Here is a 13,754-nt window from a genome sequence, read left to right on the forward strand (position 1 = left end):
CGGACCGGTGGCGACGGCCGGCGGCCCGTGGCGACCGGTTCGGTTCCGGGGCCGACCGGACCTCGATCACCTCTGATCGGGGCTGATCGGGGTCGTCCGGGCCGGGGCTCCGGCGGGCGGATTTTGACCCTCCCCGGTGGGCCCGGTAGCCTGGGCGCTTGATGTGCGTATTGGCTCGCTCTATCTCACGTGAGAGGTCGGTACGCCGGAGATATCAGGTCGACCACCCAGCGGCCCCCCTTGAATTGCGTCCAAGGCGGCCAGGCTGATGCCCTCGACCGGGTGCTCCTGTCAGGACTCACTCACTGAAAAGCAGAGGCTACGACCGTGCGTACGTACAGCCCCAAGCCCGGCGACGTCCAGCGTCAGTGGCACGTCATCGACGCGACCGACGTCGTGCTCGGCCGCCTGGCCTCCCAGGCCGCCAACCTCCTCCGGGGTAAGCACAAGGCGATCTACGCGCCGCACGTTGACACCGGTGACTTCGTCATCATCATCAACGCGGACAAGGTGCACCTGTCGGGTAACAAGAAGACCCAGAAGCTGGCGTACCGCCACAGCGGCTTCCCGGGCGGTCTCCGCTCGGTCCGCTACGACGACCTCCTGGCGAACAACCCGGAGAAGGCCGTCGAGAAGGCCATCAAGGGCATGGTCCCCAAGAACAGCCTGGGCCGCCAGATGCTCTCGAAGCTGAAGGTCTACTCGGGCGACCAGCACCCGCACGCTGCCCAGCAGCCGGTGCCGTTCGAGATCACCCAGGTCGCGCAGTAACTCCGGCCACCAAGCCCCCCAACACTGAAAAGAGCTGAGGAACCCCGTGGCCGAGACCACCGAAACCCTTGAGGTCGACTTCGACGAGACCGTCGTCGAGGGCGAGTACACCTCCGAGGAGAGCTACACCTCCGAGTCCCTGGCCGGCCGCTTCGGCGAGGCCGTCCCCGGCGCCGGCCTCGGCCGTCGCAAGGAGGCGATCGCCCGCGTGCGCATCGTCCCCGGCACCGGCCAGTGGAAGATCAACGGCCGCACCCTGGAGAACTACTTCCCCAACAAGGTGCACCAGCAGACCGTGAACGAGCCCTTCAAGCTCCTTGAGCTCGACGGCCGTTACGACGTCGTCGCCCGCATCTCGGGTGGCGGCACCTCCGGCCAGGCCTACGCGCTGCGCCTCGGCGTCGCCCGTGCCCTGAACGAGGCCGACGTGGACAACAACCGCGCCGCGCTGAAGAAGGCCGGCTTCCTGATGCGTGACGCGCGTGCCGTCGAGCGCAAGAAGGCCGGTCTCAAGAAGGCCCGCAAGGCGCCGCAGTACAGCAAGCGCTAGTCGCGCCCCGGGGGTGCGTACCGCCCTGGTGGTGTACGCCCCCGGATGCGCTCTCACGCCCCGGAGTACCTCGCGTACTCCGGGGCGTCGTGCTCCCCGGCCATTGTGCGGAGGCCTGGGATTCGATCGGATTCACTGCAAAGCATTGCGGCGATGGAGGACGGGACAGTGGGACGACTCTTCGGTACGGACGGCGTACGCGGTGTGGCCAACGAGGGCCTGACGGCCGAGCTCGCGCTCGGGCTGTCGGTCGCGGCGGCGCACGTGCTCGGTGAGGCGGGGGCCTTCGACGGCCACCGGCCGGTCGCGGTGGTCGGCCGCGATCCGCGCGCCTCGGGCGAGTTCCTGGAGGCCGCGGTCATCGCCGGCCTGGCCAGCGCGGGCGTCGACGTACTGCGGGTCGGCGTGCTGCCCACCCCCGCCGTGGCGTACCTCACCGGCGCGCTCGGCGCCGACTTCGGCGTGATGCTCTCCGCCAGCCACAACGCCATGCCGGACAACGGCATCAAGTTCCTCGCCCGCGGCGGCCACAAGCTGGACGACCGGATCGAGGACGCCATCGAGGCGCACTACCGGACGTACTCCGTCGGCAGCGACGAGTGGAAGCGCCCCACCGGCGCCGCCGTCGGCCGGGTCCGCGAGTACACCGAGGGCTTCGACAAGTACGTCGCCCACCTGATCGGCGTGCTGCCCAACCGCCTGGACGGCATCCGGGTCGTCATCGACGGCGCGCACGGCGCGGCCGCGTACGTCGCCCCCGAGGCCTTCGCCCGGGCCGGCGCCGAGGTCGTCCACACCCTGGGCGCCGAGCCCACCGGCCTCAACATCAACGACGGCGTCGGCTCGACCCACCTGGACCGGCTGCGCACCGCCATGCGCGAGTACCAGGCGGACCTCGGGATCGCCCTCGACGGCGACGCCGACCGCTGCCTGGCCGCCGACGCGGACGGCAACGAGGTCGACGGCGACCAGATCATCGCGATCCTCGCGGTCGCCATGAAGGAGGCCGGAACGCTGCGCCGCAACACCACCGTCGCCACCGTGATGTCCAACCTGGGCTTCAAGCTGGCGATGGAGCGCGAGGGCATCGACCTGGTCGAGACCGCCGTCGGCGACCGGTACGTCCTGGAGGCGATGAAGCAGCACGGCTTCGCCCTGGGCGGCGAGCAGTCCGGCCACGTCATCCTGCTGGACCACGCGACCACCGGCGACGGCACGCTGACCGGCCTGATGCTCGGCGCCCGGCTGGCCGCCACCAAGCAGCCGCTGGCCGACCTGGCCGCCGTGATGACCCGGCTGCCGCAGGTGCTGATCAACGTCAAGGGCGTCGACAAGGGCCGGGTGAACACCAGCGAGGAGCTCGCCGCCGCCGTCGCCGCGGCCGAGGCCGAGCTCGGCTCCACCGGCCGGGTGCTGCTCCGGCCGTCCGGCACCGAGCCGCTGGTCCGGGTGATGGTCGAGGCCGCCGACGAGACGCAGTCCAAGGCCGTCGCGGAGCGGCTCGCCGAGGCCGTCCGGACGTACCTGGGCTGACGGCCCCGCGTACCTGGGCTGACCGCCCCGCCGAACACGCCGAGGGCCCCCGCCGCAGCGGGGGCCCTCGGGCGTTCCCGGGACCGGCCCGGAGCGCGCGGCCTCAGAGCTTGCGCAGCAGCGCCCGGCGGACCTTGTGGTCCGAGCCCTTCTGCAGGATCAGCGTCGCCCGGCCGCGGGTCGGCAGCACGTTCTCCAGCAGGTTCGGCTTGTTGATGGTGCGCCACACCTGGCGGCCGTACTCCATCGCCTCCTCCTCCGGCACCTCGGTGAACCGGCGGAAGTAGGAGTTCGGGTCCTGGAAGGCCGTCTGCCGCAGCTTGCGGAACCGGTCCAGGTACCAGCTCTCGATGTCGTCGGTACGGGCGTCGACGTAGATCGAGAAGTCGAAGTAGTCGGCCACCGCGAGCCTGGTCCGGCCGTCGTTGCCGGGCAGCGCCGGCTGGAGCACGTTCAGCCCCTCGACGATCAGGATGTCCGGACGCTCCACCGTGAGCCGCTCCCCGGGCACGATGTCGTACACCAGGTGCGAGTAGACCGGGGCGGAGACCCTCTCCTTGCCGGCCTTCACGTCCGCGACGAACCGCATCAGCGCCCGGCGGTCGTACGACTCGGGGAACCCCTTGCGGGCCATCAGACCGCGCCGGCGCAGCTCGGCGTTGGGCAGCAGGAACCCGTCCGTGGTGACCAGCTCGACCCGGGGGTGCTCCGGCCAGCGGGCCAGCAGCGCCTGCAGCAGGCGGGCGGTGGTGGACTTGCCGACCGCGACCGAGCCGGCCACGCCGATGATGAACGGGGTGCGGGTGCGCTCGGTGTCCCCGGTGTCCAGGAACGTGCCCAGCGCGCCGCGCAGCTCGTGCGTGGCGTGGATGTAGAGGTTCAGCAGTCTGGACAGCGGTAGGTAGACGTCGCGGACCTCGTCCAGGTCGAGCGCGGTGCCGAGGCCGCGCAGCCGTTCCACCTCCTGCGCGGTCAGCGGCAGCGGCGTACGCTCGCGCAGTGCGCTCCACTCGGCCCGGCTGAGGTCCACGTAGGGGGACGGCGACGGGCCGGGCGTAGTGGCGCCCCGCGTACAGAGTTCGGTCAGCACATGCTCCATTGTGAGCCGTAGCGCCGTTCGCGGCGGTTGTGGTGTCGGTCACGCGCTGTGGGCGAACCGCGCGAATGGGGCGTTCGGTGCGCCCTTATGCTGGCACGCATGTGCGGAATTGTTGGATACGTGGGCTCCCAGCCCGCCCTTGACGTAGTAATCGCAGGCCTGCAGCGACTGGAGTACCGGGGTTACGACTCCGCCGGTGTCGCGGTGCAGGTGCAGGGCTCCGACGGGCAGTGGAGCCTCGCCACCGACAAGCGGGCCGGAAAGCTCGCCAACCTGGAGAAGTCGCTCGCCGAGACCCCTCTTCCCGGCGGCACCACCGGCATCGGCCACACCCGTTGGGCCACCCACGGCGGCCCGACCGATGCCAACGCCCACCCCCACCTGGACGACGCCGTCCGGGTGGCCGTGGTCCACAACGGCATCATCGAGAACTTCGCCCAGCTCCGCGCCGAGCTGGCCGAGCGCGGCCACACGCTGCGCTCGGAGACCGACACCGAGGTCGTCGCCCACCTGCTCGGCGAGCTGTACGACGGCGACCTGGCCGAGGCCATGCGGGCGGTCTGCCGCCGCCTCGACGGCGCCTTCACCCTCGTCGCCGTGCACGCGGACGCCCCCGACGTGGTCGTCGGCGCCCGCCGCAACTCGCCGCTGGTGGTCGGGCGCGGCGAGGGCGAGAACTTCCTCGCCTCCGACGTCGCCGCGTTCATCGCGCACACCCGCGAGGCGATCGAGCTGGGCCAGGACCAGGTCGTCGAGCTGCGCCGCGACGCGGTGACGGTCACCAACTTCGACGGCACCCCGGCCGACGTGCGCGAGTACCACGTCGACTGGGACGCCTCCGCCGCCGAGAAGGGCGGCTACGACTACTTCATGCTCAAGGAGATCGCCGAGCAGCCGAAGGCCGTCGCCGACACCCTGCTGGGCCGGATCGGCGCCGACGGCCGGCTCACCCTCGACGAGCTGCGGATCTCCGACGCCGACCTGCGGTCGGTCGACAAGGTCGTCATCGTCGCCTGCGGCACCGCCTTCCACGCGGGCATGATCGCCAAGTACGCGATCGAGCACTGGACCCGGATCCCCTGCGAGGTGGAGGTCGCGTCCGAGTTCCGCTACCGCGACCCGATCATGGGCCCGGGCACGCTGGTCATCGCGATCTCGCAGTCCGGCGAGACCATGGACACCCTGATGGCGCTGCGGCACGCGCGCGAGCAGGGCGCCAAGGTGCTGGCGATCTGCAACACCAACGGCTCCACCATCCCGCGCGAGTCGGACGCGGTGCTGTACACGCACGCCGGGCCCGAGGTCGCGGTCGCCTCCACCAAGGCGTTCCTGACCCAGCTGGTCGCCTGCTACCTGGTCGCGCTCTACCTCGGCCAGGTGCGCGGCACCAAGTGGGGCGACGAGATCCTCGCCGTCATCAAGGAGCTGGGCGACGCCCCGCGCCAGGTCGAGCAGGTGCTGGAGACCATGGAGCCGGTGCGCGAGCTGGCCCGCTCGCTGGCCGACGCGCGCTCGGTGCTGTTCCTCGGCCGGCACGTGGGCTTCCCGGTGGCCCTGGAGGGCGCGCTCAAGCTCAAGGAGCTCGCCTACATGCACGCCGAGGGCTTCGCGGCGGGCGAGCTGAAGCACGGGCCGATCGCGCTGATCGAGGAGGGGCTGCCGGTCGTGGTGGTCGTGCCCTCGCCGCGCGGGCGGTCGATCCTGCACGACAAGATCGTCTCCAACATCCAGGAGATCCGGGCCCGCGGCGCCCGCACGATCGTCATCGCGGAGGAGGGCGACGAGGCGGTCGTCCCGTACGCGGACCACCTGATCCGCATCCCGGTCACGCCGACGCTGCTGCAGCCGCTGGTCTCCACCGTGCCGCTGCAGGTCTTCGCGTGCGAGCTGGCCACGGCCAAGGGCCACGAGGTCGACCAGCCGCGCAACCTGGCGAAGTCGGTGACCGTCGAGTAGCCGGGCCGTTCCGTCCGTTCGGTGCCCCCGTGGTGGCTGCGTCCTCCCGCGGGGGCACCTTGCCGTCCGGGGGGCGCCGGGCCGGGGGCCGCTGGGACGGGTGCCGCTGGGGCGGGGGCCGCTCGCGCGTCGGCGCTGCTCCGGGTTCAGGGCTACTTCAGGGTTACTTCAGAGGAGCCGTGTCCAGGGTGAACGAGAACGGCGCGGGCAGGTCGATCGGCTTGCCGAAGTCGACCTGGACGTGGGCGGTGTAGTCCTCGCTCTCCGGATCGGTGAAGAGGGTGACCTTGCCCTCGCCCCGGTCGACCAGCAGGTAGCAGGGGACACCGGCGGCCGCGTAGCCGTGGCGCTTGGGACCGCGGTCCTTGCCCGGATTGGTGGAGGTGATCTCGAAGACCAGCAGGACGCCGGCGGTGTTCGCCCAGGAGTCGGCGTTCTCGAAATGGCCGACGCCGGTCACCGTCCCGTCCGGGACGAAGCGGCCCTTGGGTGTGATCAGGCCCTTGTTGCCCGAGAGGTCGAACTCGCTCTCGGCCTTCCGCATGAACTGCCGGTTGAGCAGCGAGAACGCGGTCTCGTGCGATCCGCCCGGTGGCGGGGTCACGACGATCTCCCCTTCGATGAGTTCGGCCTTGAATCCAGGCGGCGTGTCCAGCTCCAGGAATGCCTGGAGGACGCTGTCCTGGGTCATCGGACGCTCGACTGCCGGCATGGCGACCATGGCCCTTCTCCCTCCTGCTGGTCCGTGCCGAGCGACACGTTAGGTGTGTGGAGCGCAGCCGGTGGGGGATCGAAGTGGTTGTCACTCGAAAGTGTGCCGCAAAGCCTCGGGCCCCGCGGGGAGGTCGGTCGCGTAGCGTCGGCGGTAGCCGTCCAGTCGCCAGCCGACTCCGTCATCCGTCCTCGCCATCCGTCGCCGAAGACCGGGGGATCCCGTCATGCGCAGTGCTCACCGTGTCGACCAGGTCCGGGCCGCCGAGGCCGAACTGATGGCCGGGCTGCCGGAGGGCGCGCTGATGCAGCGGGCCGCCGTAGGCCTCGCCGCGACCTGCGCCCGGCTGCTGACCCGACGGCGCGGCCGGGTCTACGGCAGCCGGGTGGTGGTGCTGGCGGGCAGCGGAGACAACGGGGGTGACGCCCTCTACGCGGGTGCGGCGCTGGCCCGGCGCGGTGCCAGGGTGGCGGCGGTGCTGCTGGCGCCCTCGCGGACCCACACCGGAGGCCTCGCGGCCCTGCGGTCGGCGGGCGGGCGGGTGGTGCAGGAGCAGGAAGTCGGACTGGCCGACTTCTCGCGCGCGGACCTCGTGCTCGACGGCATCGTCGGCATCGGCGGACGCGGCGGGCTGCGCCCGGAGGCGCAGCCGTACGCGCGGGCCGGCCGGGACGGCGTGGTGGTGGCCGTGGACGTACCGAGCGGCGTGGACGCCGACACCGGTGAGGTGGCGGGCGTGGCCCTGCGGGCGGACGTGACGGTCTGCTTCGGCACGTACAAGCCGGGGCTGCTGATCGATCCGGGGGCCTCGTACGCGGGGGCGGTGCAACTGGTGGGGATCGGCCTGGAGCTGCCGCCGGCCGAGGTGGCGGCGCTGCAGCACGCCGACGTGGCCGGACTGCTGCCGGTGCCGGGGGCGGAGAGCGACAAGTACCGGCGCGGGGTGGTCGGGGTGGCGGCCGGTTCGGCGCGGTACCCCGGGGCGGCGCTGCTCGCGGTGGCCGGGGCGCTGCACGGGGGCGCGGGTGCGGTGCGGTACGTGGGGACGGCGGCCGAGGAGGTGGTGCGGCGGTTCCCGGAGGCGCTGGTCACCGAGGGCGGGCCGGCCGGCGCGGGGCGGGTGCAGGCCTGGGTGGTCGGACCGGGCGGCGGCGAGGGGGCGGAGCGGGCGCTCTCGGAAGCGCTGGCGAGTGACGTCCCGGTGCTGGTGGACGCGGACGGGCTGACCGAGCTCGCCCGCCTCGGGCCGCAGGCGCTCGCCGGGCGGACGGCGCCCACGCTGCTCACCCCGCACACGGGTGAGGCGGCCCGCCTGCTGGCGGGTGCTGGTGACGGCGTGGGCGTTGGTGCTGCTGCGGGGGGCGGAGTCCGGCCGCCGGCCGCCGACGAGCTGGCCGCCACCCGGCTGGTCACGGCCCGGCGACTCGCCGCCGCGTACCGGGCGACGGTGCTGCTGAAGGGGTCCACCACGGTGGTCGCCGACCCGGGCGGCGGGGTGCGCGTCAACCCGACCGGCAGCTCCTGGCTGGCCACCGCCGGGAGCGGCGACGTGCTCGCCGGCCTGGCCGGCTCACTGCTGTCCACCGGGCTCTCCCCGCTGGACGCCGCCACAGTGGCCGCGTACCTGCACGGCCTGGCCGCCCGTCGCGCCGCCGGTGCGCCCGGCGCTCCCATCACCGCCCTCCAGGTGGCCGCCGCCCTCCCCGCCGCCTGGCGTGACGTTCGGACGTCACCGAGCCAGGGCGACTGACGCGGGGAATATACCGACCGGTCTACATAGACCCGCCCTTGGCACCCCCTCGCTGCTCCGCCGCGCTGCACAGGAAGTCGGCCGATCCGACTTCCTGTGCGCGACCCTTGGACCCCAGAGTCGAGTAAGTAGACCGGTCTGCATATTTCTGAGAGGCCAGCGCGCACGACAGGGCGGCGAGCGGCGAGCGGCGAGCGGCGGAGTAGGAAGTCGGATCGGCCGACTTCCTGTGCGGTGTGCGGTGCGGGCGTGGGCGTGCGGGAGCCAGCCGTCCAGGGTCGTCGACAGTAAGTAGACCGGTCTGCATATTCCCCCCGAGAGGTGGGGCGGGTGAGGCGGGCGGTGGGGGGCCAGGGGAACCGGGGGGTGATTCGTGAGCGTCCGGAAAGGGGTGACGGGTTGTGCGGGCCGGTCGGCGGGGTGCCCCGGAACGGCGTGCCGACGGGCCGTTCGGCGAGGACCCTGGGACGTCTGGGAGACTGACCCTGATGACAACTGCGAACACGATCGCTACGGCCACCCTCACCGAAGGAGCGCGGGCCGAGGCGACCATCGATCTGGCCGCCCTGCGCGGCAACCTCGACGCGCTGCGCGAGCGCATCGGCGGCGCCACGGTGATGGCCGCGGTCAAGGCGGACGCCTACGGCCACGGCGCGGTCCGGTGTGCCCGGGAGGCGGTCGCCGCAGGTGTCGGCTGGCTGGGCACCGCGACGCCGGAGGAGGCGCTCGCCCTGCGCGCCGCAGGCATCCGCCCCGACCAGGCCCGCGTCCTCTGCTGGCTCTGGACCCCCGGCGGCCCCTGGCGGGAGGCGCTGCTCGCCGACATCGACATCTCGGTCAGCGGCCAGTGGGCGCTGACCGAACTGCTCGCCGCCGTCCGCACCACCGGCCTCCCGGCCCGCGTGCACCTGAAGGCCGACACCGGCCTCGGCCGCAACGGCTGCCAGCCGCACGACTGGCCCGAGTTGGTCGCCGCCGCCCGCCGCGCCGAGCTGGACGGCCTGCTCACCGTGGTCGGCGTCTGGTCGCACTTCGCGGCCGCCGACGAGCCCGGTCACCCGTCGATCCAGGCCCAACTGGACGCCTACCGCGCCGCGCTGGTCACCGCCGAGGCGGCGGGCCTGCGTCCGGAGGTCCGTCACCTGGCCAATTCGCCGGCCACCCTGCTGCTCCCGCAGTCACACTTCGACATGGTCCGTACCGGCCTGGCGATGTACGGGCTGTCGCCCGTCCCGGAGGTCGGTTCGCCGTCCGACTTCGGCCTGCGTCCGGTGATGTCGCTGACCGCCCGGCTGGCCCTGGTCAAGCACGTGCCCGGCGGGCACGGCGTCAGCTACGGCCACCACTACACCACCCCCGGCCCGACCACGCTGGGCCTCGTCCCGGTGGGCTACGGCGACGGTGTCCCCCGGCACGCGAGCGGCATCGGCCCGGTGCAGATCGACGGCAAGTGGCGGACGGTGGCCGGCCGGGTGGCGATGGACCAGTTCGTCGTCGACCTCGGCGGTGACACCCCGGCGGTCGGCGACGAGGTGCTGCTGTTCGGCAACGGCGACCGTGGCGAGCCGACCGCGGAGGACTGGGGCCGCGCCTGCGGCACCATCTCCTACGAGATCGTGACCCGGATCGGCTCCCGGGTGCCGCGCCGCTACGTCGGCGGGGTGGACGGGGAGCCGCTCGGATGAGCGGGCAGCCCGGCTCCGACCCGGTCGCGTCGGTGGCCAAGGCGGCCGGGAAGGCCGCAGAAGCGGCGGCGGACGCGGTGTCCGGCACCGCCTCCGGGGTGAGCCGGGCGGGCCTGATCGGCATCTCGGTCGGCGTGCTCGCGGCCGGTGCCGCGGCGGGTGTGGCGATCGAGCGGCTGACGGTCGGCCGGGCGATGCGCCGCCGGGCCCGCGCCGAACTGGACGCCAAGGCCCCCTACGGCTCGCTGCGCGGACGCCCCCGCACGGTGGCCGCCGCCGACGGCACCGAGCTGTACGTGGAGTTGGACGGCACCGGCTGGCCGGACGGGCAGCCGGGCGCCGCGCCGGACAGCCGGTCGGACGACGGCCCGGAGCCGCTCACCGTGGTCTTCTGCCACGGCTACTGCCTCAGCCAGGACAGCTGGCACTTCCAGCGCGCCGCGCTCCGCGCCGGTCTGCGGCTGGTCTTCTGGGACCAGCGCAGTCACGGCCGTTCGGAGCGCTCCCGCTCCTACCTGGCCGGTGAGCCGGCCAGCATCGACCAGCTGGGCGGCGACCTGAAGGCCGTGATCGACGCCGTCGCGCCCACCGGCCCGCTGGTCCTGGTCGGCCATTCGATGGGTGGCATGACGGTGATGGCGCTGGCCGACCAGCACCCGGAGCTGTTCCGCGAGCGGGTCGCCGGGGTCGCGCTGATCGGCACCCTGGCGGGGAACTGGGACGCGGTCACACTCGGTCTGCCCGCGGCGGGCGCCAAGCTGTTCAAGAAGGTCGCGCCGGGCATGGTGCGGCTGCTCGGCCGCCAGGTCGACCTGGTCGAGGCGACCCGCCGCCTGGGGGCGGACGTCAGCGCCGTCCTCTACCGGCGGTTCTCCTTCGGGGGGAAGGACGTCGACCCGGGGGTGGTCCGGTTCGCCGAGCAGCTGCTGGACGCGACCCCGATCGACGTGGTGGCGGAGTTCTACCCGGTCTTCGCCGCGCACGAGAAGACCGAGGCGTTGGGCGCCCTGCGCGGCGTCCCCACCCTGGTGCTGACCGGCACGAAGGACCTGCTGACCCCGCCGGGCCACGGCGAGGTGATGGCCGGCCAGCTGCCCGGCGCCGAGCTGGTCCTGGTCGAGGACGCGGGGCACCTGGTGATGCTGGAGCGCCCCGACGTCGTCGACCGGTGGCTGGTCACCCTGCTGGAACGGGCCGCCGCCTACCGGGGGGCCGCCCCGCTCCCGCTCTCGCCGCGCGAACCGGCGTAGCCGCCGGACGGCGCCCGGGGCGCCCGCGCGGCAGCCCCGGCGTACCCGGTCGGCCCTGGCGGAACCCGGCGGAACCCGGCGGGAAAGAAGTGGTGGCCCGGCCCCTCACCAGCAGGGGCCGGGCCACCGGTTCATGGTGCGCGCGGGGCGTCAGGCGCTCGCGTCGCCCTTGCGGCGGCGCAGCACGACGAGCGTACCGATGCCGGCGGCCAGCACCGCGCCGCCGATCAGCGCGAGGCCGGTGGTGTCGTCGCCGCCACCGGTGGTGGCCAGGTTGCTGCCGCCGGACGGGCGGTCGGCGGCCTTCGCCTTGGCCTTGGCGATCGCCTCGGCGGAGGGCCTGGGCTTGTTCGCCGTCGCCTGCTTGAGGGCGGCGGCGTCGGGGAGGGTGATCTGCGAGGTGCCACCCGTGTTGCCGGTGCCGGTGCTGGGCGCGACGGTGGCGGATGCGGCGGCTGACGGCGAGGCGGAGGCCGTGGCGCTCGGGCTGCCCGTGGCGCTCGGCTTGGCGGTGCTCGTCGCGGTGGCGGTCGCGGTCGCGGTCGCCGTGGACGACGGGGTCGCCGTGGCGGTGGCCGACGGCGTGCCGGGCGGGGTGCCCGTGGCGCTCGGCGTTGCCGTGGCCGTAGCCGTGGTCGTGGCCGTCGCGGTGGCCGACGGCGAGGCGGTGGCGGTCGCCGTGGACGACGGGGTCGCCGTGGCGGTGGCCGACGGCGTACCGGTGGGCGTGGCGGTCGTGGTCGCGGTCGCGCCGACGGACGGGCTGGCGGAGGCGGACGGGCTCGCCGTCCCCTCACCCGCGCCGATGACGACGAAGCTGCCCTTGGGCCCGACGGCCCAGCTCGGTCCCTCCGCCGGGTCCTCCTCCGGGTCGTCGAAGTACATCGACAGCTGGGCGACGGCGTCGTCCATGACCGCGTCGCGGGTCAGCGACAGCTTGAGCTGGAGGGTGAGCGACTCGCCGTTCGGCAGGTAGAGCAGCTCGCCGAGGTCGAGCACCACGGCGCGCAGGCCGGTGACCGACTGCGTGGCGTCCCGCCAGGCGTGGGTGTCGACGTCCTGGAACTGGAGCTTGATCTGGCCGGCGGTCAGCGTGCTGTGCGCGGATCCGAACATCATCATCGGCTCGATGATCATGTCGCGCCCGGAGGTGTTGCTGATCTCGGCGCTGAAGGCGACGGCCGGGGCGCCGGCGACGACCCGGACCGGGAAGTTCTTGAACGACAGGACCGGCGGCGCCTGCGGCTCGGAGGGGGCCTGTGCGGCGGCGACGACGGCGGTGCCGGCCGCGGGGGCGGCCGGGGCGGCCGGGGCGGACGCGATGACGGAGGCCGAAGCCAGGGCGGCGACGGCGGGTATCGCGAGACCGCGACGGAGCTTCATCGGAGTGACCTCATCAGGGGGACGGGCGGTCGTGCCCGGGAACGGGGATCCGGACGGTGCGCGGGGGGATCGCGCGGCGGTCCGGAAAATGGGGTTCGGAACCAGGACGGTAGCGCCTTCCTGGGAGCTTCCTGGGAGCAGGTCCCCGCTGGTCAGCGGGCTGCACGGTAGCAAAGGCGGGCACATCGGGGCAGACCGGTCAGGATGCGCGTCGTGGCGGGCCCGGGGCAGGCCCGGGGCGGGCCCGGCGCAGGGTCGGTGCGGGGGTCGGCGCCGGTGCGGGGAAGGCCCGGCGCGGGCACGGCCGGGGATGTGGCACGGTAGCGGGGGCGCCCGACGGTCGGTGCGCCGCCGTACGGACCGAAGGGCTTGATTCGCGCATGGGCTCGCACGCCACTCTCACCGTCGCCACCCCCGAGCGGATGGGCCGTCTCGGCCGGGAGCTGGCCGCGCTGCTGCGGCCGGGGGACCTGGTGCTGCTCTCGGGCGAGCTGGGGGCCGGGAAGACCACCCTGACCCGGGGGCTGGGGGAGGGGCTCCAGGTGCGTGGGGCGGTCACCTCGCCGACCTTCGTGATCGCCCGGGTGCACCCGTCGCTGGTCGGCGGTCCGGCGCTGGTCCACGTGGACGCGTACCGGCTGGGCGGGGATCTGGACGAGATGGAGGACCTCGACCTGGACGTCTCGCTGCCCGAGTCGGTGGTGGTGGTCGAGTGGGGCGAGGGCAAGGTCGAGCGGCTCTCCGAGGACCGCCTGGAGGTCCGGATCGAGCGGGCGATCGGGGCCGGCGCGGAGGAGGACGACCTGGATCCGCGCCAGGTGAGGCTGACCGGCATCGGCGGCCGCTGGGACGGCGTGGCGCTGTCCGCGCTGGCCTGACGGGGACGGGCCCGCGCGGACTTGCCGACAGCCTGTCGGGAAGATGTTGCGGGCGGGGTCCCGGGCGTGGTGGGATGGGTGCTGCGGTTAGGTCTGCCTAACTAGGGAGGCGCCATGTCGAGCACCACCCCCGCCCCGGAGCGCGCGCCGCGCGGTGCCGGGGCCGGAGAGCCCGCCCGCCGTGACC

11 protein-coding genes are annotated in these 13,754 nt (G+C 73.4%); 8 read left to right on the forward strand and 3 right to left on the reverse strand.

Annotation, left to right across the window (positions count from 1 at the left end; genetic code table 11):
• Positions 1-327: 327 nt before the first annotated feature.
• The 3 genes from rplM (at position 328) to glmM (ending at position 2,854) form a co-directional block, all read left to right on the forward strand.
• The gene (rplM, locus tag AC067J_RS06290; RefSeq protein WP_014136251.1) at positions 328-771 is read left to right on the forward strand and encodes a 50S ribosomal protein L13; all 444 of its coding nucleotides are present in this window, start codon (positions 328-330) and stop codon (positions 769-771) included.
• A 46-nt stretch (positions 772-817) separates the two neighbouring features.
• Positions 818-1,321: a 30S ribosomal protein S9 gene (gene rpsI, locus AC067J_RS06295; RefSeq protein ID WP_478296780.1), complete on the forward strand. Its 504-nt coding sequence runs from the start codon at positions 818-820 to the stop codon at positions 1,319-1,321.
• Positions 1,322-1,489: 168 nt separating this feature from the next.
• Entirely contained in the window at positions 1,490-2,854 is a 1,365-nt protein-coding gene (gene glmM / locus AC067J_RS06300) for a phosphoglucosamine mutase (RefSeq protein WP_478296781.1), read from the forward strand.
• 103 nt (positions 2,855-2,957) lie between these two features.
• On the opposite strand, the gene coaA is transcribed toward glmM, so the two are convergent.
• The gene (gene coaA, locus AC067J_RS06305; protein WP_478296782.1) at positions 2,958-3,953 is read right to left on the reverse strand and encodes a type I pantothenate kinase; all 996 of its coding nucleotides are present in this window, start codon (positions 3,951-3,953) and stop codon (positions 2,958-2,960) included.
• 99 nt (positions 3,954-4,052) lie between these two features.
• Here coaA and glmS point away from each other — a divergent pair, with 99 nt between their 5' ends.
• On the forward strand, positions 4,053-5,909 hold the full coding sequence (glmS, locus tag AC067J_RS06310; protein ID WP_478296783.1) for a glutamine--fructose-6-phosphate transaminase (isomerizing): 1,857 nt from the start codon (positions 4,053-4,055) through the stop codon (positions 5,907-5,909).
• 163 nt (positions 5,910-6,072) lie between these two features.
• Here glmS and AC067J_RS06315 read toward each other — a convergent pair whose 3' ends face one another.
• Positions 6,073-6,630: a Uma2 family endonuclease gene (locus tag AC067J_RS06315; protein ID WP_478296784.1), complete on the reverse strand. Its 558-nt coding sequence runs from the start codon at positions 6,628-6,630 to the stop codon at positions 6,073-6,075.
• A 217-nt stretch (positions 6,631-6,847) separates the two neighbouring features.
• Here AC067J_RS06315 and AC067J_RS06320 point away from each other — a divergent pair, with 217 nt between their 5' ends.
• From AC067J_RS06320 to AC067J_RS06330, 3 genes are all read left to right on the forward strand, one after another.
• Positions 6,848-8,371, forward strand: a complete 1,524-nt coding sequence (locus AC067J_RS06320; RefSeq protein ID WP_478296785.1) for an NAD(P)H-hydrate dehydratase — start codon at positions 6,848-6,850, stop codon at positions 8,369-8,371.
• A 488-nt stretch (positions 8,372-8,859) separates the two neighbouring features.
• Complete coding sequence (alr, locus tag AC067J_RS06325) at positions 8,860-10,056, forward strand: alanine racemase (protein ID WP_478296786.1); 1,197 nt, start codon at positions 8,860-8,862, stop codon at positions 10,054-10,056.
• Positions 10,053-11,306 carry an alpha/beta fold hydrolase gene (locus AC067J_RS06330; RefSeq protein ID WP_478296787.1) on the forward strand — a complete coding sequence of 418 codons (1,254 nt, stop codon included), beginning with the start codon at positions 10,053-10,055 and terminating at the stop codon, positions 11,304-11,306. The genes alr and AC067J_RS06330 overlap by 4 nt, the downstream gene beginning before the upstream one ends.
• 150 nt (positions 11,307-11,456) lie before the next feature.
• Here the strand turns inward: AC067J_RS06330 and AC067J_RS06335 are convergent, their stop codons facing one another.
• Entirely contained in the window at positions 11,457-12,689 is a 1,233-nt protein-coding gene (locus AC067J_RS06335) for an LPXTG cell wall anchor domain-containing protein (RefSeq protein ID WP_478296788.1), read from the reverse strand.
• A gap of 380 nt (positions 12,690-13,069) precedes the next feature.
• Between AC067J_RS06335 and tsaE the strand changes: the two genes are divergently transcribed.
• Positions 13,070-13,567, forward strand: a complete 498-nt coding sequence (gene tsaE / locus AC067J_RS06340) for a tRNA (adenosine(37)-N6)-threonylcarbamoyltransferase complex ATPase subunit type 1 TsaE (RefSeq protein ID WP_478296789.1) — start codon at positions 13,070-13,072, stop codon at positions 13,565-13,567.
• The last annotated feature ends 187 nt before the right edge of the window (positions 13,568-13,754 follow it).

Source organism: Kitasatospora sp. NPDC042419, assembly GCF_056437345.1.